The sequence below is a fragment of the Chryseobacterium sp. WLY505 genome (assembly GCF_030846215.1).
Classification (GTDB): Bacteria; Bacteroidota; Bacteroidia; order Flavobacteriales; family Weeksellaceae; genus Chryseobacterium.
The window spans coordinates 37,936-64,685 of the sequence record NZ_JAVCWI010000013.1; the positions used below are offsets into that span (position 1 = coordinate 37,936).

Sequence of the window (26,750 nt, forward strand, 5' to 3'; positions counted from 1 at the left end):
ATATATTTATGGATATTAATTGAAATACCCCAAGCCTATAACAGCATAAGTAAATGCAATGGGAATATTGGCTGTCAAAATCAGTATGGCTATCATACATTCTTTAAATTTTGATGTATTTATAACACCATAGGTCAAAAACCCCAATATGCATAATAAATTGACTGGCACTCCAAAAACGATTAGCAAATACCCTGCTCCGGCAAACCAGTTATCTTTTGTAATAAGAGCTCCTAAAAGACAAAGAGTTCCAATTGAAAAAAATATTCCGAATACTGCCTTACCCAGGTTTATTATTTCTGAATCTTTCATAAGTATTTAGGATTAATCACAAACCAAATTTTAGCTTCCGGCAAACGGACTTCCGAAAATCCCTACTGCCAACTCAAGCCATATCAATGCTATAGCCAACAAAATGAAAATACATATCATCACTTTCTGACTTTGTTTTATAATTCTGTTTCTGACCAGATTGATGAGAAAAGCGGTTGTAAAAAGCAAAGCTGCTGCAATCAGAAAATCGGATCCTGACCAGTTTACTTCTTTAGACACTAGATTTCCAACCCATGGGATACTGAGTAAAGCCAGTGGAAGGGCATAAATTGCGAGTGTTTTTTGTTTTTGTGTTATCATTTTATTTAATTTAAATTTAAAAAGCACTTTGTGATTCAAAGTTAATTTTCAAAAAAATATAGGACTATCGCCCCAATAATTTTTCCAGTGCATTCAAATGTTCCGTAAAAGCCTGTCTTCCACTTTGGGTAACGCGGTAAGAGGTTTTAGGCTTTTTGCCTACAAATTCTTTTTTCACTTCTATATAACCAGCTTTCTCCAATGCATTGCTGTGGCTTGCCAGATTTCCATCGGTTATTTCGAGCAGGTTTTTCATTTCGGAAAAATCAACCCAGTCGTTAACCATAAGAACGGACATAATACCCAGTCTTACACGGCTTTCGAATTCTTTATTGAGCTGATTTATTTTGATCATTTTACTTTATCTTATCTATTCTGGAACAGTCAAAATCTGACTATCTTTTATTTTCTTTACTTCTCTATCAATTCGGCCTGATGTAATTTTATACCTAAAAAATTAATATTAACTTCCATATGTACACCGCTCCAATACTGATAATAAGAGATAACAACATTATCAACAAAGGCCAATAGCCCATAATAGCATTTTTCTTTTCTGAATAAAACTCAGTTGCGTCTACCAGATTGAGTTTTTTATTTACATGTAAGGCACTTAGCTCTTTCTCTGTTTGAAAAGTTTTTACCTCATTTGTTTGTAAATCCACGAAAAAATATTCGTTTTCAAATGTTTTTCCAAAAACGTAATTACCCAATTCTTCTATTTTAGTCACTTGCGAAACCAATGTCAGCCCACTTCCGGTATTAATGCTCGCTTGTTCAGGCAAATCAATAAATAACAGCTGATGAGCATTTTTCAAAGGAACATACCAGGCATCACCAATTCCAACATCAACTTTCTTATTATTAGACACCATGGACAAACCAATAATTCCAACAATATAAAACGTGTACAAAGCTGCAAAAGGAGCAATTAATGCTAATATTATTTTCCGTCTTCTATTTTCTTTTTTGCTGATAAAATAAGTAAAAGTACCACTTACCACCGCAAAGATAAAACTGAGAACAGCAATCATAAAAAGGTGTATGACTATGACGAAACCAATTCCCATTACTTATACTTCTTATGCATGATCAATCCATACACAATATGCAGGACACCAAAACCAATAGCCCAGAACAGCAATCCCCATCCTAAAAAGAACAAAGAAACAAGTCCCAAAATAATCTCAAGATATCCTAAATACTTTACATCTGTTAATGTATACCGTTCTGCTGCTACCAGAGCCAATCCATAAAAAATAAGCGTAGCCGGAGCAATGAAAACAAAAAGATGATGATAAAGAAGCGCGAGACAAAAGATTCCTCCTGCTACCAAAGGCACTGCAAAGGTAATCAAAAGTCGCTTTGTCGTGGCATCCCAGATTTTCAAACCTTTCTTTTTGCTTTTATGGGCGGTAAAAATATAACCACTAAGTACAGCTACAACCAAAATTGCAATCCCAATCAGAACAAGTTCTTTAACCAAGGCAGGCCCCAGAATATTTCTGTCCCCATCAAAATAACTGATTCCTTCTCTCTGAAAAACAAAATACACATATACAGCTCCAATAATAGCCGTTAAACCTGCAACAACTCCGGATAAACCACTTAGCGAAATAAATCTGGAGGACCGTTCCATCATAGAACGGATATGGGATAAGTCTTCGTGATAGTTTTTTGAATCCATAAAAAGAACTTTGAATTACAAAGTTATAATTTATTTTGAATGTAGCAACTCTTTATTTTAAATTTTGATAATATTTTTTACAGAAAACCTCATCGTTTACTAAAAAAAAGAGAACCCTACTAAAGCAGGATTCTCAATCATATATTAAAATCTGTACGTGTTACAATGGATTCTGAACAATCAATGGGTTGGCATTGATCTCAGCTCTTGGAATCAGGAATTCCCAACGTAAATCTGTATTAGCTACTGTCATTAAGTTATTGGTTACCACAGAAGAATGGTTGGCACCTGTTCTATCTAAACCTTGATTTAGTCTCTTAAGATCCAGGAATCTGAAACCTTCGCCCCAGAATTCCAGTCTTCTGCTGTCAAGAATTTCTGTAATATAAGCAGCACCTGTTGTAGCAGCACCTGCATAAGATGGATTTCTGTTTTTCGCAAATACATTGAAAACGGCTTTAGAACCGGCTTCATTTCCGGATCTTGCTAAAGCTTCCGCTTCAATAAGATACATTTCTGCAGATCTCATGTAAGGGACATCTACTCTACTGTCTGCCTGACTTGCTGCAAGAAATTTCTGGCTTGTATAAGGGAATTTCGAATATGTTGAAGGTAAAGCAAGTGCCGTGTGCGCACCTGACGGATCAAAATTCTTGGTTCTTACATCACTAGATGGAAATGAAAGTAATAATTTACTGTTGATCGCTTTTGGAGCCTGACGAATATTCGTAGAGTTAAAGTTCCTTGACATATATGCTCCAAAATTTGAAAATGTATCTCCCTGATCTGCGACAATGGTTGCTCCCCACATCCACTCTCCGTTGCCTGCCAAATTATTAAAGCCGGCATTATAGGTAGCATTATCCATCAATGGAAATCCAGCACGAGCCGATTGAGCGGCAGTTACCGCTGCGGGATAATTCCCTTGCGTCAATGCAATTCGAGCCTTTAATCCAAAAATAACTTTATCATTAAAATGTGATTTTGTAGCTCTGGAAACCCCAGCCAATCTGCTTGCCGCCTCATCAAGATCCTTATTGATCTGGGTATACACTTCTTCTACTGTATTTCTGGCTAAAGGAATTTCGTTCGCTACTAATCTGATAGGAACACCAAGTTGAGTATTATTAGTACCAGGCACGTACCTTTTACCATAAATCTGAACCAGCATATAATAACAGAAAGCCCTGAATGCATATGCTTCACCAATTGCTGTTTTGATAGTAGCGGCATCAGCTGCAGTAGGTGCAGGAACAGAAGGACCGTTAGCAATAACCATATTTGCATTTCTGATCAATGCATAATAAAACTGGTAAGGATAAAGATCATTGGAGGCATTATCATTTACCTGATCCTGCCATCTTACTGCTGAGACATACCAGCCATTTCCTGTAGACGGAAAGACAAGGTCATCTCCCAGAGCATCCATTATAATCATAATTCCACCCTGACCATTCTGTCCCTGATCACTTTGTCTGTAATACATATCTCTATGCATTCCATTTATTATGGCCATAAGGTTAGCTGAACTTGAATACGCTGCTTCTTCAGAAGCCGCAGTAGTAGGATCTGTTTCCAGATAATCACTTTCACATGAGACCATTCCTGTAAAGACTGAAAGCATAACAGCCCATTTTATATATTGTTTCGCGATATTTTTCATAATTAATTTTTTAAAAAGATACATTAAATCCAATTGTTACCACTCTGGCCGGAGTATATCTGTTTGATGCAGTACCGTTGAATGCCTGAGCAGGTTCCAATCCTTTTCTTGCTGTTTTACTCCACAAATTTTCACCGGACACAAGAATCCTTAATCCTGAAACCCCAAGCTGAGATAAAGTTTCCGGAGTAAAGCTATAGCTTAAAGTTGCTTGTCTGAATGTAAGAAAATCTGAGCTTACCAGCCATCTTGACGAAGCTGCATTTGAACTGGTATATGTTGATGTACTCAAAGCAGGGACATCAGTGATCTGCCCGGGCGTTGTCCATCTGTCGAGAATATCCGTACTTAAAGCTCCACCCTGTGAGTAGCTGGACATCAGAGCAGCATAGTTGGAATCGTACGTTTTTCCTCCTAACTGATAGGTAAACATTGCAGATAATGACCATTGTTTATAGGAAATTGTTGTTCCGAAACTTCCAAACAAATCAGGAATTGCTGTTCCGGAATAGTCATATTTCGCTTTATTGAAATTGGTAGTAACCTTTTCACCGTTCACGGTTCTGATATCAGCAGCTGTTGTATTCGCATAGGCATCAGCTACCAGGAATAATGGAGAACCATCAGCCGGATCTACACCGTACCATTGTCTTAACCAATAATCATATACTGAGTGCCCTACAGAAATCTTTTTAGTTCCGTTAATAATTTCCGTTATCCCGTTGGAAAGTTCTGTAATCTGGTTTTTAAGTGTTGATGCATTGGCATTGATATTCCAAACAAAATTTTGCGTTTTAATAACATCTGCATTAATACTGAATTCAAACCCACGATTATACATTGTCCCCACATTTCTACTGATCGTATTATCAGGAACTCCGGCAGAAACCGGAAGAGGAACCGGGAAAATAAGATCTTCAGTCACTCTGTTATAATATTCTACAGATCCTGTAATTCTATTATTCAAAAATCCGAAATCAACCCCTACATCGGTTTGCTTGTTAGCCTCCCAGGTAATCGAAGGATCTGCCAGAAACCCAAATAAAATTCCGGGTTCCTGAGCATTATTATATCCTAAAGTATAAGTACTTTTATACATATAATAACTGTCTGTTCTGTCATTTCCTACTTCACCATAAGAACCTCTCAACTTTAATTCACTGATAAGATTAGAATTACTTAAGAACTCTTCTCCTTTCAGTCTCCATCCCGCACCGATTGACCAGAATGAATCCCATCTTACATCTTTGGCAAATCTGGATGAACCATCCCAACGGATAGATCCTGAAAGCAGGTATTTTGATTTGTAGTCATAGTTTAATCTTGAAAAGACACCTTCTTTTCTGTAATTGTCTGTACGTGAAGTAAGCGTTGACGGAGTAACAAAGTTAACCAGTTCGTCATTATCATCTACGATCTGGCCTTTTTTATATCCATACAGGTACTCGTACATGAATTTATAATTTTCATGCCCTAAAAGGAATTCAAAATTATGGTCGCCGAATTTTCTTTTATAATTCAGGAGCTGGTTCCAGGTAAAGGTTTGCTCTGTAAAGCTATACTTTTCTGCCGAACCTCCGGGAGCAGCGTCACCAATAATTTTATTTCCGTAGGTACTTCTTCTGTTGTTTCTGATATCATACCCTGCGTTGGTAGACAAAGTAAGATAAGGATCTACTTTGATTTCTGCATAGGCTCTGGAAATAATATAATAATTTTTAGAGAGATCTTTGTTTAATAGTGTTTCCTGAATTACATTTCTTCCAGCCGCTGCATCAGCGCCTCTGGCACTTCCTGCATCATACACAATATTCCCTGCCGCATCATAAAGGGTAGCAAATGTATTAGGATCATGAGCATAGGGGCTATAGATCGGCCCCATCGTTCTTGTCCATCTGTATGGGTTGATATAAGCAGAATTGTTATCCACCCCTTCTACCGAATTGTTTCCATTGGAAGAGACTCCACTGATACTTGTTCCTAATTTCAGCCAGCTTTTAACCTGCGAATCTACTTTTAATCTCGCTGTAAATCTTTCAAAATCAGATTTGATAAGATATCCGGTTTCGTTGGTATATCCTACGGAAGAAAAATATGTTGTAGTATTACTTCCTCCACTGTAATTCAATTCGTAGTTCTGTCTGAATCCTGTATTCATCAAAGGTTTCTGCCAGTCTAAATCTGTATATTTCAATTTAGCGTTTGGGTTTAATACTCCATCAATAACTAACTGGTGAGGATCAACGTCAAATACATTCGTTTTTAGAACCCCTGGTCCGAATGCAGTATTTCCAGTAACCAAAACTATAGAAGCATAATTATTAGCAGCAGCGAGCCCTAATGAGGGGTTAGATGCAAATCTTCCATTTCTTAGTGACTCCCAAATAAGCGGATAATATTGGTAAACATTCACTCTGTCATATTCCGGGATCGATCTTCCTACCGCTCCGGTACTCATGCTGAAATTAAAAGAATCTTTTCCTTTTTTCCCGGATTTTGTAGTAATGAGAACCACACCATTAGCAGCTGCAGAACCATACAGAGAGGTAGAAGCAGCATCTTTAAGGATATTGAATGATGCGATATCATTGGGATTAATTGCCGCAAGAGATCCGGTATATATAGTCCCGTCTACTACGTATAAAGGATTTGTTGTAATTCCGTAAGAACCTATTCCACGGATCTGAATACTTGGCGAGCTTCCCGGCTGCCCTGTACCCGTACTTACTTTAACACCGGCACTGGCACCGTCCAGCGCCTGCCCGATACTTGTTATCGGACGGTCAGCAAATTGTTTTGCTTTAACTTCTGTATTGGAGCCAACCATTGTTTCTCTTTTCTGGCTTCCATAAGCAACCACCACAATTTCATCAATCTTAGTATCCTGAGGTATGGTGTCACGCTTAGCCTTTTGGGCTTCTACCATGTGACCTCCTACAAAGAACAGCACAGCAGTACTTAATATTAATTTCATTTTCATATTTAACACATTTTAACAGTATGAACGCAAATATATGTAATAAAAAATGATAAAAAACCAATAAAAAAGAACTTTAATTGAATTCAAAACAATTGATTAATAATTTTAATAAATTATTAATTATCAATTAAAAAAATAAGTTAAAATTCAATTAAACAAGTTTAATAAAAATTAAACAATTATTTAAAACAAGTTAAAACACTGTCGATAATATATTAAAATCAATATTTATTTATACTAAAACATTAAAAACATACAATAAACTAATAATAATTCAATTCCTAAACGCGAGTAAAATATACTATCATTTCTATTTTAAAAAAAAATCAAACAAGCTCTATAAAAAGACAATAAGGCATAAAAAAACCGTAGAAAACAATTATTCTACGGATCACATCCGGATCAGAATCCAGTTATCTTCCAGCCATTAAAAAACAAATTACTTTGCCCGTAGTCTTTCTTTAATGGACTCAATATTTTTCTTTGCAGAATCTTCAAGAATAAGACTGGCACTCATATGAATTCTTGCCGGCATCAGCTCATTGAAGTGGTCAGTTCCTTCCCATGAAACTTTTTTAATTAGTGCTAGAGCATCGCTGCTTCTAGATGCTAAAGTCTGTAAAAACTTTTCTAACTTTTCATCCATTTCCGCAATAGTATCTGAAACGGAATGATAAACATTATGCTGCTCAGCCCATTCTGCAGATCTGAAGTCTGCGTCTATTGCCATTGCCGAGAATTGTGACTTCCCTATTTTTCTTTCCACATAAGGCCCAATTACAAAAGGTCCGATTCCAAGATTGATTTCAGTAAGTGCCAGCGCTGAATCTTTAGTAGCAAAACAATAATCTGCTCCGCAGGCAATTCCAACTCCTCCCCCGGTAGTTTTCCCCTGAACTCTTACCACTACGATTTTACCGCAGTTTCTCATTGCATTTAAAACTTTAGCGAAACCTCCGAAAAATTTCGTAGAAGCTTCAAGTTCCTCAATGGCTAAAAGCTCGTCAAAACTTGCTCCTGCACAAAACGCTTTCTCACCTGCACTTTTTACTAAAATAGCTTTCACCTCATCTTTTGCTCCTTCTTCAAGGATGGTTTCTGCAAGTTTTTCTAAAATTGCTCCAGGAAGAGAGTTGCTTTTGGGTGTTCCGAAACTGATTTCGGCAATATTATTTTTAATTTCTGATGCTACAAATTCGCTCATTTTTCTTTTTATTGGATTCTTACAAAAATACGAAATACAGCTCGTTCAGAGAAACTTAAAGGATAAATTTTCTTTTGCAACCTGCATATTCCCTCACATTTATTACGTAGAAATACGGAGTTTTTAATTTGGTATTTTCTACTCTAGCACCACCCTGTTATTAATCGTTCCTTTGAACTGAGCATAAATAATCAAAAGGCGGATTCTGAAAAGCCTGCAAGAGAGTAAGAAATTTAAAAACTAAAACATATTATCATGGACGAGTACATTGGAATTGTAAAATTATTTGCAGGAAATTTCGCACCTAGAGGCTGGATGTTTTGCGACGGAAGTCTGATAAGCATTTCAAGAAATTCTGCCTTATTCTCTATTTTAGGAACAACTTATGGCGGAGACGGTATTACTACTTTCGCTCTCCCTAACTTAAAAGGACGAATGGCTTTAGGAGCAGGAAATGTAAATGCCAACCAGTTTTATCCTTTGGGAGTAGTGTCCGGAACTACACAAAATACACTTTTAGCATCCAATCTTCCAAGTGTAGGAGCAGGATTTCAGCTTAAGGTAGCCAATAAAAATGCCAATTCATCTACTCCCATGGCCACTTCAACAATAGCTATCTCAGGAACACAAGTGGGAAGAGATTTCAATGCAGTACCTAGTTTCGTGAATGATGCTAACCCTGATACGATTATTAATAATCAAAGTATTGCCTTCATAGGACAAAATCTGCCTGTGAATAACATGCCACCATACCTGGGTTTAAATTATATCATTTGTGTTGAAGGTATTTACCCTCCAAGAGATTAATATCTATACAATAACCTAACATTTAAAACAAATATCATGAAAAGCACTACTTTTTTAACCATCTGTAGTCTGCTCATTTCAATTTTCTCATTCGGGCAGACCAGTACAGAACAATTTGAGACAGAATCGAACGGGAGTACAAGCTTCACCGATAACGGAGTCATTTTCAATATCATTTCACATGTAAGTGTTTTTGACATTCAGGGGAATTTCCCGGGAACCGGCTGGAGTGGAACATCAAATGATAACCGATACATTGATAACTCCAATGATACTCAATCTCCACCTTCATTCAGTATAAAGACTACTTCCAATTTATTTAAAGTAAACCGATTCTGGATGTATCTTTCTGCATTGAACCTAGATCTTAACGTAGCAGGAACACTTACTGTAACCGGAAAATTAAGCGGAGTAACAAAATTTACGCAAACAAAAACTACCGGATTTGCAACCAGCTTAGGCAGCACCAATGGATACACCTTAATTGATCTTACCAACTTAAATGGTCAGAATTACTCAAACATTGTGATTGATGAGTTACAAATCACTGCAAACGGAGCTTTCCGATATGTAGGTTTTGATGCTTTCACCTGGGTAAAAGACAGTAATCTTGTATTGGGTACTTCGGAAACTAAAAGCATAAAAAAAGACCTGACTGTTTATCCTAATCCAACCAACGGACCTATTTCTATTACTACAGAAAAAGCCAGTGAAGCCAAAATCTACAACATGGATGGTAAAATGCTGAAAACTATACCAACTCAAAAGGGAAATAATGAAATCAATATTTCAGAGCTTCCAAAAGGAGTTTATATTATTAAAACAGCTACAGAATCTACCAAGATTATTAAAAACTAATTGTAAGAAATTTCACAAGTTCCATATTCCCACAAAGATTCTAATTCATGAATGACAAATCCCTTTCGACGAAGGGATTTTGTCATTTTTTTAAGGCTAAAATGTACTTGTCTATATAAAGCTGTTTTTCTTTCAATTTGTACTGCTGGATATATCTTGGATGTTCCAACACCGTCATTTTATCGAACAATTTTGCTTCTTTATTTAATTTTGAAATAAAATCAGCATTCTTCTTACCCAATATAAAAACCTCTGATGTATCGAGATTAAGGCTGATATGCTTTTTCAGAGATTCGACCATAAAGTCTTTTACAGCTTCGAAAAGTTTTTTATCATCATAGTAATTAGCATTAAGCCATCCGTTTTTTGTTTTCCTTACGATCGCAAGCGGAAATGGGGAATTGATATAAATATCTTCATAAAAAAGATCAGCTCCACCATAGCCTTCGATCATATCGTACATAAATACGGAAGAAATTTCATGAGTACGGGCAGATTCCATTTTGATTCCGCAGACACTTTCCAATCTTTTGGTATCGGTAAACGGAACTCCGGTTACTCCAGCCCCATGACGGCTTGGATTGATTCCAATGATAAATTTTCTCCGGGACGAATCATTATAATATTTATGATAAAACTTCTGCATTACCATTAATGTTTCAGGATTTTCCAGATACGGATTCAGAACATCAAAACCTTCAGGTAAATTACCTGTATAGTTCAGGTTTTTATTGAACGTAATAACATGGTCTGCAAAAGTTGTATTCATATTTAGTTTTTAGAAAAAATAAAATTTTCAGGCTGATCGTTTTCATCGTCATCCTCTTCATCATCGTCACTTAAAGCCAATTCAATATCGATAAATTGAATATATAAACCACACAGCTCTCCATTGTCATCATAAGCAAAATAAACAGGATAGCTGCCATCACCAAAGCCGCTGGCAAACATCGGAATTTGATAGCTGGTACCTGGAACCGTCCAGTTGATCCAGTCTCCCGCTTCTCTCTGATTGTTGGGATAATCTTTATAACTTTGTGAGAAAAGCCCTGCAAAATAATCGTCATAAACATTGTCGACATTTATTTCATCAACAAATTGATCTACAAAAGGAAGCACTTCTTTATCTGCAATACAACCTAAACCGGCATCTACCTCAAAGCCAAAAAAATCTTCATCAGTCACTCCTTCCAGTTCTTCAATTCCAACCAATGCTTCTCTATAAATAACAGGTTTTTCTTTGGTAAATTCAACTTTTACTACAGCATATCTATCTCCCCAATCTTCAGATTTTACTACAGCAATAGTTACAGGAAAATTGCCTTTCGGAGCCTGAATAAAATAAGGCGATTGATTGGCATTCAGAGATACCAATGGATCTCTTACCACCACTTTTCCGGAGGGAAGAGAAACATTTCCAATTTTCATGGTCTCCATTTTCTTCCCCATAATTTCATCAGAAGTAAAATAAGTTTCCAGATCTGTAGGACAAACCAGAATATCCTTTACTTCTTCCCATTTTTGCATCCAGTTTTCGTTCATTGCTCTCGATTTTATGATTGAATCTTAAAATTAGTACTTTTTTGCAAGAGAAAGAAGAAGTTGAAACTAAGAATCTCTTACAACTTAATTATTCACTTCAATAAATTGCTGATCAAAAAGAAATTAAATCATCATATTTTATCATCCCATTTCCAGGTTTTAATTTATATTATTTTTTTATTAAATTCGTTTTCAATGAAATAGCAACTTCAGCCAACTAAAACTTTTAACCTATGATCGGAATTATCATTGAGCTTATCATTTCATGGCTTCTCCTTAAGTTTATAGCAAAACAAGATCTTTCTGTTTTAGGATTCAAGCCTAACCCAACCAGGCTGGTTCATTGGAGTACTGGTTTTCTTTTGGCTGCTGCCATTTGCAGCCTTTATCATATCATGACAACTGCATTCATTAATAATGGCTGGATTCTGAATAAACAACTTACATTATCTGCTGCATTAACGGGTATATGGTGGGTTCTGAAATCTGTACTGTTTGAAGAATTACTTTTCAGAGGAGCTTTGCTTTATCTTGCTATAGAAAAATGGGGAATGACAAAAGCCTGTCTTTTATCTGCTGCCTGCTTCGGAATCTATCATTGGTTTTCTTATAATGCATTCGGGAATCCTTTTCAAATGGGAATTATTTTTGGGATGACCGCCATCTTTGGGTGGATGCTGGCTATATCTTTTGCTAAAACTCAATCTCTATATCTTCCAATAGGTCTCCATCTGGGCTGGAATTTGTTTAATATTATTGTATTTTCAAACGGTCCGTTAGGCCAGCAGATCTTCATGAAAGCCAATATAAACCATCTGGAAGGAATTCCTTCGCTGCTTATCTTTTTGTTTCAGATATTGGCTTTACCAGTTTTAATATATGGATATTTTAAAATTAGGAATAGATCATAAAAATAAAACTGCAAATCAAAAGGAATTGCAGTTTTATGTATGTTTTAAGTTTAAAAAATCTAAGAATCAGCACATATATAACATGCTCTGGCAATATCAGGCCATCTTCCAGGAAGACAACAGCTTCCGGGAGGACAAGGATTAAGGGCACAAGACCAGTTTGGTCCGGAACCTTTAAGAAATCTCAACTCATGTCTTGAAAGTTTTTTTAAGTTTTTCATAGTGGTTTGTTTTGATGTTCTCTCCTACTCTATATGCTTTTCGGATTTCGCCTATTAAAGTTAGTAATTTTAAACAAAAACAAAATAACTAACTGAAATAAAATACATTACAACCAACCAACATCCTTATCAAGGTTTAAAACCTTGACAAGGATAAGCTGGACTTTTAAACTAAAATTCGCCATCAAAATCAATGTCTCTTTGATGTGACAATACAAAATTTTCTTTATTATCAAATAATTCAATAATCTCATCTCTTTTCAATAAAGTTTTTGATTTACTTAGAATGGTTTGATAGGAGGAAAATTTATATTTTGTAAACTGCCTGATTGAATGATTTTGTGGATTTTGATGAATATAAATTATACTATTAATTAAATATTTATCTGATGTAATCAACTTTATAAAAGGAGATTCAATAAGAGCTCCATGTCTTTTATTTTCTTTATTAAAAGCCTGGGAATAAGAATTGAAAATCAGGGCAAATTGTTTTGAGAAAATATTCTGAGGAGAATGAAGACCATTTTTTAAAGCCTCTCCAAAATTTTGATCTACAATAAAGCTACTCAGTTCTAAATCGGACTTTATCTTAATCAAAAGATGAAAATGATTAGGCATCAGACAATAGGCATATACATCACATACAGGAATAAGAAATTCGCTCACTTTATTGAGAAAGTACAAATAATTCCTATCTGATTTAAATATAGCTTCACCATTAATACCACGATTATAAATGTGGTAAAAACAATCTGCTTCAATTGGAGCTGTTCTAATATCTGCCATTTCACTTTGTGTTTTTAAACTTTGAAAATATAAAATAATATTACCCTTGTCAAGGTTTAAAACCTTGACAAGGGTAATCGTCCATTAAAAAATCCCTTTCAATTACTGAAAGGGATTTCAAACTTATATTTTCATTAATTAAATCAATCCAAACTGCTGGAAATGGTGTGTAAAATGCTTTTTGTGCATCAGTTCCCACATTTCTTTATTCAGTTTTCCGAAAACATAATTCATGTGTTCTGCCTGTGGATTTTCTTTATAATAGATCACAAACTTTTTCAGGTTATCCATGAATGATAATTTTGCAGCTTCCAGGTTTTTGTGTTTTAGTTCAGGAAGTGAGCCATCCTGTGGAAGGAATGGAGCTGTAAATTCTTTTGGCATTGCTCTGTGGTTATAAAGAGAATCCTGCCATTTTTCAAGATTTTCCTCCGGAGTAAAACATTTTTCTGCTTCGGGCTCACCAAAGCTCACCAATACCGCTTGCTCTAAATGCTCGATCATCTGCTGTGGAGACATTTTCCCCCAAAGAGAAGGTGTTGTTTCTGTTAATCCGTTTACTATTTTCTGAACGTTTTTCACATTCAGATCAATGAAAGGAGATTGTTTTGCCACCAATGTTAAAATTGTTGCTACGCAAACTACCTCATCTCTTTGATTCACTACTTCAACCAACCATTTTACAACACCGGAAGGAATGTTTCTTCCTTTTACTCCTCTGTTGATTTTTTCTTTTGCTGTTAAATAAACCGTGATAGTATCTCCGGCGTATACAGGCTTGAAGAAACTACATTCTTCCAATCCGTAATTGGCAATAACAGGTCCTTTTTTACCTGAAACAAATAATCCTGCTGCTGCTGAAAGAATGAAATATCCGTGAGCAACAGTTTTATCAAAGATGGTACCTGTTAAACTTGTAGCATCTGTATGCGCATAGAAATGATCCCATGAAACATTGGAGAAGTTGACAATATCTGCATCGGTAACTGTTCTTCCTGCAGTTTCTAAAGAATCTCCTACTTCTACTTCCTCAAAATACTTCTGGAAAGGATGTTTATCTGAAAATTTTTTCTCTGCTCCCTGCTGGTAGATCTTAGTAATTGCTTTCAACACATCCGGTGATCCCTGAATTGCTGTTTTCTGTAGGAAGAAATGAAGACCGCTCAGTCCGCCCATTTCCTCTCCTCCACCAGCTCTACCAGGACCTCCATGCATTAATGTCGGAAGCGGTGAACCGTGACCAGTGCTTTCTTTGGCGTTATCTCTATTCAATACAAAGATTCTTCCGTGTTGGGAAGCCATTTTCCAGGATGTTTCTGCGATAAAATTCTCGTCATGAGAAATAATAGATCCTACCAAACTTCCTTTTCCTCTTTTTGCCAATGCAGCTGCTTCTTCAGCATCTTTGTATGGCATTAATGTAGATACCGGCCCGAAAGCTTCTACATCGTGCGAGATATTTTTTTCGAAAGGCTTGTCGTTCAGGAATAATTTCGGGCTCATAAATGCTCCATTTTCATAGTTGGCATCTACAAGCTCGTGTTTTCCGTCATAAACAAGTTCTGTTTCTGATTTTAATAGATTTACTTTTCTTAAAACTTCTTCATACTGCTGTCTTCCTACCAAAGATCCCATTTTGGTTTCTCTGCTTAATGGGTTTCCGATTTTTGTTTGATCCAAAGCTTTAGACAAAGCATTCTGAACGTCACCGATTAAGTGCTCAGGAACAATGATTCTTCTGATTGCAGTACACTTCTGCCCTGCTTTTGTTGTCATTTCGTTACGAACTTCTTTGATGAATAGATCGAATTCCGGAGTTCCGGGCTTTGCTTCCAATCCAAGAATTGAACAGTTTAATGAATCTGCTTCCATGTTGAAACGAACCGCATTTCCTGCAATAGATGGCAGTGATTTTAATTTTCTTCCTGTATTGGCTGAACCTGTGAACAATACAGAATCTCCATCCTGTACATAATCTAAGATATTTCCTGGTTCTCCGCACACTAACTGCACAGCTCCTTCAGGCAAGACTCCACTTTCAATCATATCCTGGAATACAGCATTGGTAAGGTAAGATCCAAAAGGAGATGGTTTTACAATAGAAGGGACACCTGCCAGCAAGGAAGTGGATAATTTTTCCAACATACCCCACACCGGAAAGTTATAAGCATTGATTTGTACAGAAACGCCTTCACTTGGTGTTAAGATATGCGTTCCTAAGAAAGTTCCGTTAGCAGAAATCTTCTGGGTATCTCCATCTACCCAAAATGAAGTATTCGGAAGCATTCTTTTTGCCAATCCGGAATAGGTAAAGAAAGTTCCGAAACCACCTTCAATATCCACCCAAGAATCTACGTGTGTAGCTCCTGTTTTGTATGATAAGTCGTAGTATTTTTTCTTTCTTTCTAACAGATAAAGAGCTACTTTTTTCAGCATTTCTCCACGATCGTAGAAAGTCATTGAAGACAGGTTTTTATATCCTACGGTTCTTCCGTAGTCAAGAGCCTGTTCAAAATTAAGCCCTTCTGTATCGGAAACAGCTACCTGTTCTCCTGTAACGGCATTGTACAAGGGAACTCCGCTTCCGGTACCTTCTACCCATTGTCCGTAGATATAGTTTTTTAACTTTTCCATATAGTTTTTTACTTTTTGCTTTGATTAATCTTTTTAATAATTTCATCTAAACCTTATAGGTCTTCGAGACCTATAAGGTTTGAATCCGTATTATTATTTCAGTTACAAATTATTTTGGTTCCTGATAAGGAAACATTTTCACCAATCCTTCATATAAGCTTCTGTGAAGAATGGTTGCATGATTGTCTGTTTCCATCATTTTATATTCCAACGTCCAGTTTTTCTTTCCTGCTTTTTTCAAAACATCATAGAAAGCTTCTGCGTCTTTTACCATCACCGGATGTTCTCCTTTCCCTACAGAAACATAAACGAATTTTTTAGTATCCGCAGATTTTGAAAGCAGTTGTGGAGCCTGTTTTAAAAGACTTTCGTCATCCCACCACAAACTTGGGCTGATGATAAAATAGTTATTGAACATTTCCGGTTTTTTCAAAAGGATTTCCGCTGCCAAAAGCCCGCCCAAAGACTGACCGAAAAGGTATTTATCTGTGGTTTTAAACTGACTTTCCACATAAGGTTTTAGTTCTTTTTCAACGAATTCAATAAACTTATCAGAATGTCCTGTTGTGGGATAGTCTTTCTGCAAGTCTTTTAAGTCCGTATGAAAAGTAAAATCTCTTTTTCTGTCTACATTAGCAACTCCCACCACAATAGTTTCCGGCATAGAATACATCTGATTAAAGAATTGTACTAATCCCGTCACGTGAATAAAATCCTCATTCATACTTCCATCCAATAAATAGATCACCGGGTATGATTTTGTTTTATCATATCCCTGCGGAAGATAAATATTCAGCGTTCTGTCTTCATTTAATGTTTTGGACTTAATGGTCCTCACTTCTCCTATTGTAAGCGGTTTTGTAGCAACAGTCTGTGCTGATAACGTACAGCCCACCGCCAACATTATGCTGCATGCAAGCGCAATTTTTTTAATCATATTTATTTTTGTTAAACCTAACGGGTTTTAAAAACCCGTTAGGTTTGATTATTAGCAATTATTCAAAATTTAAAAAGTCATATTCAACAGTAGACTGATGATAATTTCTAAAAACTTCTACCGAATCAAAATACTGCATGATCTCCTTTCTATTCAATTTACTTTCTTTTTCAGGATTCAAATATGAATTATACGAAGAATGCTTCCATTGATCAATTTTATTTACAAATCCGTGATTAACCGGATTATTATGGATATAATGGAGAACCTTCAATAAATATTTCTCATCAGATATTTTCTTTCGTTTTACCACATTCAGAAAAAGAGCTCCTTTTCTATTATATTTTTTGTTGTAAGCTTTAGCATAAGCATTCAATAAATTACCAAAATGCTTCATTAAAAACTGATGTTCATTTTCACTATTCACATCATCAAAATTCTTAAATCTTAACAACAAATGAAAATGATTAGGTAACAGACAATAAGCATAAATATCAGCGACCTGAAGAATATATTTTTCTATCTTTTCCAGAAAAAATTGATAATTTGAGGGTTCACGAAAAATCACTTCAGTCCCATTTACATGAGAGAAAATGTGATAGGTACCTTCAAATTCAAAATTTTCTGTATTAATCATTCTTTTTAAATCTGACATTTGATTTAAACCCAACGGGTTTTAAAAACCCGTTGGGTTTGATTATCTCTAAATATTCAAGATAAGTTATACTTTTATTTTATATCATCCCAAATACTGTAATCCACAATTTTGGTTGGAATCTGCTGAACATATTCTGTAAACGGTTCGCAAGGCAGAATAGCTTCTTTTCCTTCTCTTGCCAGCTCCTGATATAATTTTGTTCCTTCTGTTTTCCAGTGAATCATTTCGTCAGAAACATCACGGATAATTTTTGCTGGGCTTCCTACCACCAGTTTTCTTGGTTCACATCTGAAATTGGCGGGTACAAAAGCTAATGCTCCGACGATACTTTCATCACCTATATAGGCTTTGTCCATTACCACGGAGTTCATTCCGATCAGACAGTTTTTTCCGATGTGTCCGGAATGAATAATCGCGCCATGTCCGATGTGTGCTGATTCTTCAAGGATCGTTTCTATATTCGGGAAAACGTGAAGGGTACAGTTTTCCTGTACATTGGCTCCGTCTTTAATGATAATTTTCCCCCAGTCACCGCGAATTACTGCATTGGGACCAATATATACTTCTTCACCTATTTCTACATTCCCGATAATAACTGCCTGCGGATGAATGTAGGCAGAGGGCTTTATAATGGGACGAATCCCGTGGTATGAGTAGATGTTCATATTTTTTAATTTGAAAATCTGAGAATGGGATAATTAGAAAATTAATAATGTCTTTAAACATTTTCAAATTCTCAAATTATCTCACTTTCAAATTCATTATACTTTTTCGATGACCATTGCATATCCTTGTCCGACACCGATACAAAGGGTACACAATGCATATTTTTTATCCTGCTTCTGAAGTTCCATTGCCGCAGAACCTACGATTCTCGCTCCGGAAACTCCCAGTGGGTGACCGATGGCAATAGCACCTCCGTTCGGATTTATTCTTGCATCATCATCTTTCAACCCTAAGCTTCTTGTTACAGCCAGTGCCTGTGCTGCAAATGCTTCGTTTAATTCGATGATATCCATATCTTCCAGGGAAAGGTTTAATCTTTTCAATAGCTTTTGGGTAGCTTCTACAGGTCCGATTCCCATGATTCTTGGCTCTACACCAGCTACGGAAGATCCCAGGATTTTTGCTTTGGGTTTCAACCCATATTTTTTAACAGCTTCTTCGCTTGCTAAAATCAAAGCAGCAGCTCCGTCATTCATTCCTGACGCATTTCCAGCCGTTACTGTTCCTTCTTTTCTGAAAGCCGGACGAAGTTTTGCCAAACCTTCCATAGATGAAGCAGGCTTAATAAATTCATCTTTTTCAAAAATGATTGGATCTCCTTTTCTCTGAGGAATTTCAACTTTTACAATTTCTTCTGCCAGTCTTCCGCTTTCCTGAGCTTTTGTCGCTTTCTGCTGAGACCAAAGGGCAAATTTATCCTGATCTTCTCTGTTGATCTTGTGGATATCTGCTAAGTTTTCAGCAGTTTCCCCCATTCCGTCAACCCCATACATTTCTTTCATTTTTGGGTTGATGAAACGCCAACCGAAAGTAGTATCAAACATTTGACTGTCTCTTCCGAAAGCTGCGCTAGGTTTTGACATTACATAAGGAGAACGCGTCATATGCTCTACTCCTCCTGCAATATAAATTTCTCCTTCTCCTGCAGCAATGGAACGAAATGCATTGGCTACCGCAGACATTCCTGAAGCACATAGTCTGTTGACAGTCTCTCCACCAATTTTGTAAGGAAGACCAGCTAATAAAAGTCCCATTCTGGCAACATTTCTGTTATCCTCACCCGCCTGATTGGCACATCCGAAAATAACATCCTCAATTTCCTCAACAGGAACTTCAGGATTCCTAGCTACTACTTCTTTAATAACAATAGCAGCAAGATCATCGGCTCTTACTTCTGATAATCCTCCCTGTAGTTTTGAGATGGGAGTTCTGACATAGTCTATGATGTATACGTTGTTCATTTTTATTTGCTTTAGGCTTTAAGCTATATGCAGTAGGCTCTATCAGCTTCAAAAAAGCTTACAGCCTATTGCTTCAAGCTTACTGCTTATTATAATTCTGTTACTTTTTTTCCGATTTTATACACTGTTCCTACAAATTTTGCAATCAGTTCTTTGTTTTGATTGGTAATCTGAATGTCATAAACAGCTGTTTTTCTCGTATCATTCACCAAAACACTTTCTGCTCTGAAAACATCGCCTTCCTTTCCTGCTTTGGTAAAATTGATGATACAGTTCAATGCTACGGCAGCATCTCCGGTATTGTTGGAAGAAAATGCCAGCGCAGAGTCTGCAAATGCAAAGGTAACTCCGCCATGAACTGTTTTCAATCCGTTCAGCATGTCCTTCTTAATTGGCATTTCTATTAAACAGTAATTTTCTTTTACTTCAATCATCTTGATATTCATCCACTGGGAAAAATAATCCTGATTGAACATATAATCTGCTACTTGTCTTGGATTCATTTCTGTTAATTATATGTTTATTATTTCTTCATACAGTTCATCAGATAATCTGTCGTAAACACTCATGGTTTTCCCAAGAATAATCTGCCCGTATGAAAGGTTTTCTGAGTCTGATGAATCTTCAGAGGGATAAGATTCGTTTAAATCAATTCCATTTTCGCTGGCTAATCTTTTGATCAGCTCTTTATATTTTTCATTAAACTTTCCTAAAAGCTCAAGTCTTTCCTGCTCATCAACCGAAGAGGCTTCCTGAGTTAAATACTGTTTCTCAATTAAAAGTCTGATCTCCAGCTCTGCCCTGAATTCATCTATATTCATGAAAATTTATCTCTTTTTCCATTTACTTCATTAAAGATCTTTTGCTGGGATTTTTGACATAATATTTACCATCTTTATCGAACCCCCATACATTTGAGATCTCTCTTAATTGAAATAAATCATAATCTCTTTTATGGATTTTGATTTTGTTCAACCTTCTTAATTTTCGATTGGCATCTCTTTTATTTTCCTTTTCTGTCACTGCAGTTGTAACTCCTGTTATGGGAGTTTTCCTCCTTGACCTACTCATAATAAATATGCTGTTAATCTTTATAGTTTTCTCAGTAAAGGGCTTTGTCTGTATCTTTCTTCCTGATATTCTTCGTAAAGGTTCTGAAGGGTTTCGGAGATTTTTGAATACCCGATTTCTTTCCCCCAGCTTAATAAACCTTTTGGATAGTTGACGCCTTTCTGCATTGCCAGCTCGATATCTTCATCATTGGCAACTCCTAATCTTTTGGCTTCAACAGCTTCATTGATCAGCATTGAAATGATTCTTAAAAAGATCTGCTGATATAAAGCATCGTCTTTCTGAGCTACAGGTTTTTCTGCTCCTTCGCTGTAATCGTAGAACCCTTTTCCTGTTTTTCTGCCGTGAAGTTTGGCTTCAGACATTCTTTGCTGTAATAAAGACGGTTTGTATTTCGGATCGTAGAAATAATCTTTGTAAACGGTGGTTGTTACTGCAAAGTTGACATCCACTCCAATAAGATCCATCAGTTCGAAAGGTCCCATTTTGAAGTTCCCCAATGTTTTCATAGCATCATCTACCTGTTCCGGTGTGGCGATGTTTTCTTCAACAATTCTCAGGCCTTCTCCATAATAAGGTCTGGCGATTCTGTTGACGATGAATCCTGGAATATCTTTGGCAATAACAGGAGTCTTTCCCCATTCTTTCATGAGGTTGTAGATTTTTTCTGCTAATGTTTTTTCTGTTAATAAAGATGGAATAACTTCCACTAAAGGCATTAACGGAGCAGGATTGAAGAAGTGAATTCCGATGAAGCGCTCCGGCTTCTTGAGTTCTGCACCCAGAGAGGTGATAGAAATAGATGAGGTATTGGAACTGAGAACACAATTTTCAGAAACATAGTTTTCAAGCTCTGTAAACACTTTGGTTTTGATCTCTTTGTTTTCGATAATGGCTTCTATAATCAGCTCACAATCTTTGAAATCTTTCAATTCCGTAGCAATGGAAATATTAGCTAAAATTTCAGTCATTTTCTCTCCTGAAATTTTTTGTTTATCAACCAATTTGGTCAAGGTTTTTTCCAAACCTACCGTTGCCGTTTCTACTTGTTTTGCGTTGGCGTCGTAAACCCAAACTTTGCATCCGTTCGTTGCGGCTACTTGTGCAATGCCGATTCCCATGGTTCCGGCACCGATAATTCCAATATTTTTCATTTTTTTAGATGTTAGAAGCTAGAAATTAGAAGTTAGATTATTGACTAACATCTAACTTCTAAAATCTAATATCTATGATTTATCTTCCTTTATAATTAGGTTTTCTTTTCTGTAAAAAGGCGTTTACTCCTTCAATGAAATCTTCTGTTTCTGCAGCTTCCTGCTGAAGATCACCTTCCAGTTCAAGCTGTTCTTTCAATGTGTTGGTATAAGAATTGGCAAATGCTTTTTTCGTAAGCTTGATGGCTGCTGTCGGCATGTTTGCCATTCTTTCAAGGATTTCCATAGATTTCGGAACAAATTCTTCTTCAGTGAACACTTCTGCTACAAGGCCATGCGCTTTGGATTCTTCTGCAGATAATTTTTTACCTGTAAATGCTAAATAATTGGCCAATTGTCTACCTAGAAGTTTCGGTAAGAAGTAAGTTCCTCCTGTATCAGGAATCAAACCGATATTTGAAAATGCCTGAGCAAAATATGCTTTCTCATTCGCTAGAACGAAGTCAGAGATTAACGCCAACATTGCTCCAGCCCCTACTGCAGGACCGTTTACTAAAGCAATAACCGGTTTTTTGCAACGGGTAACTTCCATTACCAATGGATTGTAATAGTCTACCACAATTTTTCTGATGATGTCATGATCATGGTGTTCTTTGCCTACTACAAAAGCTTCGTCCAGATTCTGACCTGAGCAGAATGCTCTTCCTCTTCCGGAAATAGCAACACATCTTACCGTTTCGTCTTCGCTGCACTCTTTAACAAAGTCTCTGAGATCTGATAAAGCCGGCTTAGTAAGGGCGTTCATCGTGTCTGGTTGATTAAGATATGCGATTTTCAGCTTTCCGTCAAAATGCGTTTCAATATCAAGTTGTGTATACATAGTTTTTATTAATTTATTATTTAACAACGCACTAATTTAACAATATAAATTAATGTAACCGTCTAATAATTTAACATTCTAACAATTCCTTCGTTATGCTTTGCATAGCCGTAAAGTTTGTGGTGGATTGATGAATAACTCATCAATGACATTTAAAATAATCAAAAGGTTCCAGGCAGTCCAAACACTGGTAAGATGCCTTACACAAAGTAGAACCAAATCTGCTGATCTGCTTGGTATGCTCGGAACCGCAACGCGGACATTTTTTCGGTTTCCCGATGTGGTGTTCGTCTGCTCCTTTTTCCGGAGGTGTAATTCCGTAAACACGGAGTTTTTCTCTCGCTTCATCAGTAATCCAGTCTGTTGTCCAGATCGGAAACATCTTGGTTACCACTTTCGCATCCCATCCGTTTTCTTTCATCATTTTGATAATATCCTCCTCAATGGTAAACATGGCAGGACAAGCGGAATAGGTAGGTGTAATGATCACCTCACAGGTATTTTCACCTGTAATCTGTGCATCTCTTACAATTCCTAATTCCACAATATCAATGACCGGAATTTCCGGATCAGGAATGGTTTTTAATAAATCTAAAAGCTGATTCATATTTTATTTTTTATCAGAATCAAGAATGGCTTTCATTGCATTCTGATAATCCAAATTATCTGTTATTCCGTTGTGATACTGATCTTTTAATATAATCAGACGATCACCTTTTTTAAAGTTATTTTTAAGCTTTAAAGAGGCTTTATAGTTAATAACCTCATCTTTATCACCATGAAAAATAACGACGGGCGATTGAACGGTTTTTAAATATTCACCAGTCTCAAAATTATATTTCAGTAAAAACTTTGGAAGGAATGAGAATTTCTGACTCATTTCATCTTCTATACTGTAATACGGCGCCTGTAAAATCAATAATCCTGCATTATGCATGGATGCTAATTTTGCGGCTAATCCCGTTCCTACGGAATATCCTAAAATAATAATTCTGTTTTCCGGATATCTTTTTAAAAGTTCTTTATAAGCATTTTCAACATCCGAAAAAAGCTGGTCTTTACTATTAATTTTATCTTCACTTTTTCCGTAACCACGGTAATCAAGTATCAAAGTATCATAATTCATACTTCGATAGAGCTGAGCGACTTCTCCCCAGCTTTTTATTGATCCTCCGTTTCCATGAAGATAAAAGATGACTCCTTTTGGATTTTGAGCTTTGAATAAAACAGAACTCAAATGTTTTCCATCTTGCGTTTTGATGGGTACTTCTTCAAAATCACCATCAAATGTAAACTTGTAATTTTCCGGTAATTTTTCAGGATAAAAAATAATTTTCTCCTGATAGAAATAAATCCCAACACATAGTATCACATAGGCTGAAAGAAAAAAAGCCAATATCCCAAGAAGCAACTTCTTCATAATTTATTACCAGGTACAGCCAGGATACGCTCTCTGCATATACTGAAGCTCACAAAGAATAAATCCGAAATATTCTGTGTGATATCCTGTTCTTGATTTTGGCTGCATAAAAGCATTTTCAGGATATTCTAAACCGAAGTCTGCAAAATCTTTCTTGGTAACAGCAAGGAATTCTTCGTAAAGAGCATCTGAATTGGGAGCAATATTTAAAACAACCAGGTCATCTTCACCTTCAGTTTTAGCAAAAAGACCTTTCGTATATTCCCAGATATTTTCAATGGCTTTTACCAAACGTCCACGGCTTTCTTCCGTTCCCTGAGCAAAGATCTTCATCCATGAAGACGCATGAGTGTAGTGATATCTTACTTCTTTCAATGATTTTTGAGCAATGGCAGCCAATTCTTCATTAGCAGAGTTTGATAATGCCTCATACATCAGTTTCTGATAGACAGACAATACATATACTTTAAGAATAGTCTGTGCATAATCTTCATTAGGAAGTTCTACCCAATGGGCATTCACATATTCGTGCTCGTATCTTAAAAATGCGATATCATCTTCACTTTTTCCGTTGTCAATCACTCTTGAAGCGTAAACGTAAAAGTTATTCGCCTGACCTAGTTCATCCAACGCAATATTCGTCAATGCAATATCTTCCTCTAAGTAAGGACCTTCACCGCACCACGCAGACAAACGCTGCCCCATAATGAAACTGTCGTCTGCTAGTTTTAATAAATAATTATATAATGGGTTCATTGTTTAATCAATTTAAAGACGGATAGATGATAGATGGATAGAAAATAGACAAGTAAACCTTAAGGTCTTTTATCTATCTGTCTATTATCTCAAAAGTCTTATTACATATTTTTTACGTCGTTTGGAATCTCGTAGAAGGTTGGGTGACGGTAAAGTTTGTCATCAGCCGGATCAAAGAATGCTTCTTTATCCACACCTTCTGAAGTCACAATATATTTACTTGGAACAACCCAAACAGAAGTTCCTTCTTTTCTTCTTGTATAAACGTCTCTTGCGTTCTGCAAAGCCATTTCTGCTGTTGGTGCCTGTACAATTCCAACGTGTTTGTGAGATAATCCCGGTTTAGTCTGAATAAACACTTCCCACATATCTAATTGACTCATTATCTATTTTTATTTTTTAATTTAATTTGATATTGAAGTTATCTTCAACATATTTTAAAATTTTCATGAAACTTTCATATTCATCAATCCCTGGGTACTTATCTAAATAGACTTGGGGATTAAGATAATGAAACTCATTCTGTCTATTATAAGACTTATATTTCACTAAGAAATCTGCACCATCTAAGACACTCATCTCCTGCGACATTAAAACATAATCTTTTTCATCTTCATCAAAAATAACTTTTCGTTTTGATTTTTTATAATTAAAAAATGTTTCTTTCGGAAGATCTCCAATATTTAATGCTTCAAGATTTAAAAAGACTTCTTTTAATGGAATTTTTGATTTTGGCTTTGTTACAATAGGAGGAATTGATTGAAATTCATCTTCACTTATCTTTTTTGGAAAAAACCATTGTACTAATTCGACATTCCATTTTTTCTTTTCGTTAAGATAAATTCTAAAAACTTTTCCACTGTTTGTAATTCCATTACCAACGTAAATTCTTACTTCATTTTCTCTGTCAAGTTTTAAAGGTATGTTTGCAAGTATATCAACACTTTGACCTTTAAAAAAAGAAACAGCCAATAATAAAAATATCTGAAGTAAGGTTTTCACTGATTTTCTAGTTTACTTTTTCGTTCTGTTTTTCTGCAAAAGCCGCCGCAGCTTCTTTTACCCAAGCATTCTCTCTTTGCGCTTTTCTCTTCGTTTCGATACGCTTTTTGTTGCAAGGTCCGTTTCCTTTTAAGATTTCCATGAATTCATCCCACGGAAGTTCTCCGAAATCATAATGCTGTCTTTCCTCATTCCATTTTAGATCTTTATCAGGAATGGTTAATCCCAGGAACTCAGCCTGAGAAACAGTAACATCGATAAATCTCTGACGAAGACTGTCGTTACTTTCTCTTTTTACTCTGTAATTCATAGAGATTTTGGAGTTGGGTGAACTGTCATCATTAGGTCCGAACATCATCAAAGCTGGCCACCAGAAACGGTTTAATGAAGCCTGAGCCATTTCTTTCTGTTGTTTTGTACCACGGCACAATGCCATAAGAATTTCGTATCCTTGTCTTTGGTGGAATGATTCTTCCTTACAGATTTTCACCATCGCTCTTGAATAAGGACCGTAAGAATTCCCCATCAGCATTACCTGGTTCATAATCGCAGCACCGTCTACTAACCAACCGATGGCACCGATATCTGCCCAGCTTAAGGTAGGATAGTTGAAAATACTTGAATATTTTGCTTTTCCTTCCAGCATATCATCATAAGTAGCATCTCTGTCTGCTCTGATACTTCCGTCACCTAACGTTTCAGTGGCAGAATAAAGATATAAGCCGTGGCCTGCCTCATCCTGAACTTTAGCTAAAAGAGCCATTTTTCTTCTCAATGAAGGCGCTCTGGAAATCCAGTTGGCTTCCGGCAACATTCCTACAATTTCAGAATGCGCGTGCTGTGAAATCTGACGAACCAATAATTTTCTGTAATCATCTGGCATTACATCTTTTGGTTCTACTTTATTTTCTTCGTGAACGTATTGAACAAATTTTTCTAAGTCCATCTTTTTTTGAATTTGAAAATTAAATAATTTGAA

The 26,750-nt window shown here is 36.3% G+C and carries 30 protein-coding genes; 3 read left to right on the plus strand and 27 right to left on the minus strand.

The window, feature by feature from the left end; all coding sequences use genetic code 11:
* Positions 1 to 15: 15 nt before the first annotated feature.
* From RAH34_RS19775 to RAH34_RS19810, 8 genes are all read right to left on the minus strand, one after another.
* A complete protein-coding gene (locus tag RAH34_RS19775) occupies positions 16 to 312 on the minus strand; it encodes a hypothetical protein (protein WP_306597255.1) in 297 nt (98 codons plus the stop codon).
* Positions 313 to 342: 30 nt separating this feature from the next.
* Entirely contained in the window at positions 343 to 633 is a 291-nt protein-coding gene (locus RAH34_RS19780; protein WP_114821968.1) for a hypothetical protein, read from the minus strand.
* Between the two features lie 64 nt (positions 634 to 697).
* Positions 698 to 988 carry a transcriptional regulator gene (locus RAH34_RS19785; RefSeq protein ID WP_034695841.1) on the minus strand — a complete coding sequence of 97 codons (291 nt, stop codon included), beginning with the start codon at positions 986 to 988 and terminating at the stop codon, positions 698 to 700.
* Positions 989 to 1,082: 94 nt separating this feature from the next.
* A complete protein-coding gene (locus tag RAH34_RS19790) occupies positions 1,083 to 1,667 on the minus strand; it encodes a hypothetical protein (protein ID WP_306597256.1) in 585 nt (194 codons plus the stop codon).
* Positions 1,668 to 1,702: 35 nt separating this feature from the next.
* Entirely contained in the window at positions 1,703 to 2,320 is a 618-nt protein-coding gene (locus RAH34_RS19795) for a hypothetical protein (protein WP_306597257.1), read from the minus strand.
* Between the two features lie 160 nt (positions 2,321 to 2,480).
* Positions 2,481 to 3,983 carry a RagB/SusD family nutrient uptake outer membrane protein gene (locus tag RAH34_RS19800; RefSeq protein ID WP_306597258.1) on the minus strand — a complete coding sequence of 501 codons (1,503 nt, stop codon included), beginning with the start codon at positions 3,981 to 3,983 and terminating at the stop codon, positions 2,481 to 2,483.
* 10 nt (positions 3,984 to 3,993) lie between these two features.
* Positions 3,994 to 6,957 (minus strand): SusC/RagA family TonB-linked outer membrane protein, encoded by a 2,964-nt coding sequence (locus RAH34_RS19805; RefSeq protein ID WP_306597259.1) that lies wholly within the window; start codon positions 6,955 to 6,957, stop codon positions 3,994 to 3,996.
* Positions 6,958 to 7,402: 445 nt separating this feature from the next.
* Positions 7,403 to 8,167: an enoyl-CoA hydratase/isomerase family protein gene (locus RAH34_RS19810; RefSeq protein WP_306597260.1), complete on the minus strand. Its 765-nt coding sequence runs from the start codon at positions 8,165 to 8,167 to the stop codon at positions 7,403 to 7,405.
* 255 nt (positions 8,168 to 8,422) lie between these two features.
* Between RAH34_RS19810 and RAH34_RS19815 the strand changes: the two genes are divergently transcribed.
* Together RAH34_RS19815 and RAH34_RS19820 are read left to right on the plus strand one after the other, a co-directional pair.
* On the plus strand, positions 8,423 to 8,974 hold the full coding sequence (locus RAH34_RS19815) for a phage tail protein (RefSeq protein ID WP_114821974.1): 552 nt from the start codon (positions 8,423 to 8,425) through the stop codon (positions 8,972 to 8,974).
* Between the two features lie 36 nt (positions 8,975 to 9,010).
* The gene (locus RAH34_RS19820) at positions 9,011 to 9,832 is read left to right on the plus strand and encodes a T9SS type A sorting domain-containing protein (protein ID WP_114821975.1); all 822 of its coding nucleotides are present in this window, start codon (positions 9,011 to 9,013) and stop codon (positions 9,830 to 9,832) included.
* A gap of 82 nt (positions 9,833 to 9,914) precedes the next feature.
* Here the strand turns inward: RAH34_RS19820 and RAH34_RS19825 are convergent, their stop codons facing one another.
* Both RAH34_RS19825 and RAH34_RS19830 read right to left on the minus strand, forming a co-directional pair.
* Positions 9,915 to 10,601 (minus strand): SMUG2 DNA glycosylase family protein, encoded by a 687-nt coding sequence (locus tag RAH34_RS19825; protein ID WP_306597261.1) that lies wholly within the window; start codon positions 10,599 to 10,601, stop codon positions 9,915 to 9,917.
* 2 nt (positions 10,602 to 10,603) lie between these two features.
* Complete coding sequence (locus tag RAH34_RS19830) at positions 10,604 to 11,374, minus strand: DUF4241 domain-containing protein (protein ID WP_306597262.1); 771 nt, start codon at positions 11,372 to 11,374, stop codon at positions 10,604 to 10,606.
* A gap of 233 nt (positions 11,375 to 11,607) precedes the next feature.
* Between RAH34_RS19830 and RAH34_RS19835 the strand changes: the two genes are divergently transcribed.
* Positions 11,608 to 12,285, plus strand: coding sequence for a CPBP family intramembrane glutamic endopeptidase (locus tag RAH34_RS19835; protein ID WP_306597263.1), 678 nt, complete (start codon positions 11,608 to 11,610; stop codon positions 12,283 to 12,285).
* A 59-nt stretch (positions 12,286 to 12,344) separates the two neighbouring features.
* Here RAH34_RS19835 and RAH34_RS19840 read toward each other — a convergent pair whose 3' ends face one another.
* From RAH34_RS19840 to paaA, 17 genes are all read right to left on the minus strand, one after another.
* Positions 12,345 to 12,506: a hypothetical protein gene (locus tag RAH34_RS19840; protein WP_306597264.1), complete on the minus strand. Its 162-nt coding sequence runs from the start codon at positions 12,504 to 12,506 to the stop codon at positions 12,345 to 12,347.
* A gap of 171 nt (positions 12,507 to 12,677) precedes the next feature.
* A complete protein-coding gene (locus RAH34_RS19845; protein WP_306597265.1) occupies positions 12,678 to 13,292 on the minus strand; it encodes a transposase in 615 nt (204 codons plus the stop codon).
* Positions 13,293 to 13,430: 138 nt separating this feature from the next.
* Entirely contained in the window at positions 13,431 to 15,926 is a 2,496-nt protein-coding gene (paaZ, locus tag RAH34_RS19850) for a phenylacetic acid degradation bifunctional protein PaaZ (protein ID WP_306597266.1), read from the minus strand.
* 109 nt (positions 15,927 to 16,035) lie between these two features.
* Positions 16,036 to 16,863: an alpha/beta hydrolase gene (locus RAH34_RS19855; protein WP_306597267.1), complete on the minus strand. Its 828-nt coding sequence runs from the start codon at positions 16,861 to 16,863 to the stop codon at positions 16,036 to 16,038.
* A gap of 58 nt (positions 16,864 to 16,921) precedes the next feature.
* The gene (locus RAH34_RS19860) at positions 16,922 to 17,518 is read right to left on the minus strand and encodes a transposase (RefSeq protein ID WP_306597268.1); all 597 of its coding nucleotides are present in this window, start codon (positions 17,516 to 17,518) and stop codon (positions 16,922 to 16,924) included.
* A gap of 74 nt (positions 17,519 to 17,592) precedes the next feature.
* On the minus strand, positions 17,593 to 18,186 hold the full coding sequence (locus RAH34_RS19865) for a transferase hexapeptide repeat family protein (protein ID WP_047429267.1): 594 nt from the start codon (positions 18,184 to 18,186) through the stop codon (positions 17,593 to 17,595).
* Between the two features lie 96 nt (positions 18,187 to 18,282).
* Positions 18,283 to 19,488: a 3-oxoadipyl-CoA thiolase gene (gene pcaF / locus RAH34_RS19870; RefSeq protein WP_306597269.1), complete on the minus strand. Its 1,206-nt coding sequence runs from the start codon at positions 19,486 to 19,488 to the stop codon at positions 18,283 to 18,285.
* Positions 19,489 to 19,577: 89 nt separating this feature from the next.
* On the minus strand, positions 19,578 to 19,991 hold the full coding sequence (locus tag RAH34_RS19875) for a PaaI family thioesterase (RefSeq protein WP_034695815.1): 414 nt from the start codon (positions 19,989 to 19,991) through the stop codon (positions 19,578 to 19,580).
* Positions 19,992 to 20,000: 9 nt separating this feature from the next.
* Positions 20,001 to 20,309 (minus strand): hypothetical protein, encoded by a 309-nt coding sequence (locus RAH34_RS19880; protein WP_306597270.1) that lies wholly within the window; start codon positions 20,307 to 20,309, stop codon positions 20,001 to 20,003.
* Positions 20,310 to 20,579: 270 nt separating this feature from the next.
* Complete coding sequence (locus tag RAH34_RS19885; RefSeq protein ID WP_306597271.1) at positions 20,580 to 21,713, minus strand: 3-hydroxyacyl-CoA dehydrogenase NAD-binding domain-containing protein; 1,134 nt, start codon at positions 21,711 to 21,713, stop codon at positions 20,580 to 20,582.
* A gap of 79 nt (positions 21,714 to 21,792) precedes the next feature.
* Positions 21,793 to 22,593, minus strand: coding sequence for an enoyl-CoA hydratase-related protein (locus tag RAH34_RS19890; protein WP_306597272.1), 801 nt, complete (start codon positions 22,591 to 22,593; stop codon positions 21,793 to 21,795).
* Between the two features lie 142 nt (positions 22,594 to 22,735).
* Entirely contained in the window at positions 22,736 to 23,200 is a 465-nt protein-coding gene (gene paaD / locus RAH34_RS19895; RefSeq protein WP_034695803.1) for a 1,2-phenylacetyl-CoA epoxidase subunit PaaD, read from the minus strand.
* Positions 23,201 to 23,203: 3 nt separating this feature from the next.
* Positions 23,204 to 24,013, minus strand: coding sequence for an alpha/beta hydrolase (locus tag RAH34_RS19900; protein ID WP_306597273.1), 810 nt, complete (start codon positions 24,011 to 24,013; stop codon positions 23,204 to 23,206).
* A gap of 6 nt (positions 24,014 to 24,019) precedes the next feature.
* Entirely contained in the window at positions 24,020 to 24,769 is a 750-nt protein-coding gene (gene paaC, locus RAH34_RS19905; protein WP_114821990.1) for a 1,2-phenylacetyl-CoA epoxidase subunit PaaC, read from the minus strand.
* Positions 24,770 to 24,870: 101 nt separating this feature from the next.
* Positions 24,871 to 25,152, minus strand: coding sequence for a 1,2-phenylacetyl-CoA epoxidase subunit PaaB (paaB, locus tag RAH34_RS19910; RefSeq protein ID WP_062672207.1), 282 nt, complete (start codon positions 25,150 to 25,152; stop codon positions 24,871 to 24,873).
* Between the two features lie 16 nt (positions 25,153 to 25,168).
* The gene (locus RAH34_RS19915) at positions 25,169 to 25,771 is read right to left on the minus strand and encodes a hypothetical protein (protein WP_306597274.1); all 603 of its coding nucleotides are present in this window, start codon (positions 25,769 to 25,771) and stop codon (positions 25,169 to 25,171) included.
* Positions 25,772 to 25,778: 7 nt separating this feature from the next.
* Positions 25,779 to 26,717 (minus strand): 1,2-phenylacetyl-CoA epoxidase subunit PaaA, encoded by a 939-nt coding sequence (gene paaA / locus RAH34_RS19920; protein ID WP_062672210.1) that lies wholly within the window; start codon positions 26,715 to 26,717, stop codon positions 25,779 to 25,781.
* Between the last annotated feature and the right edge of the window lie 33 nt (positions 26,718 to 26,750).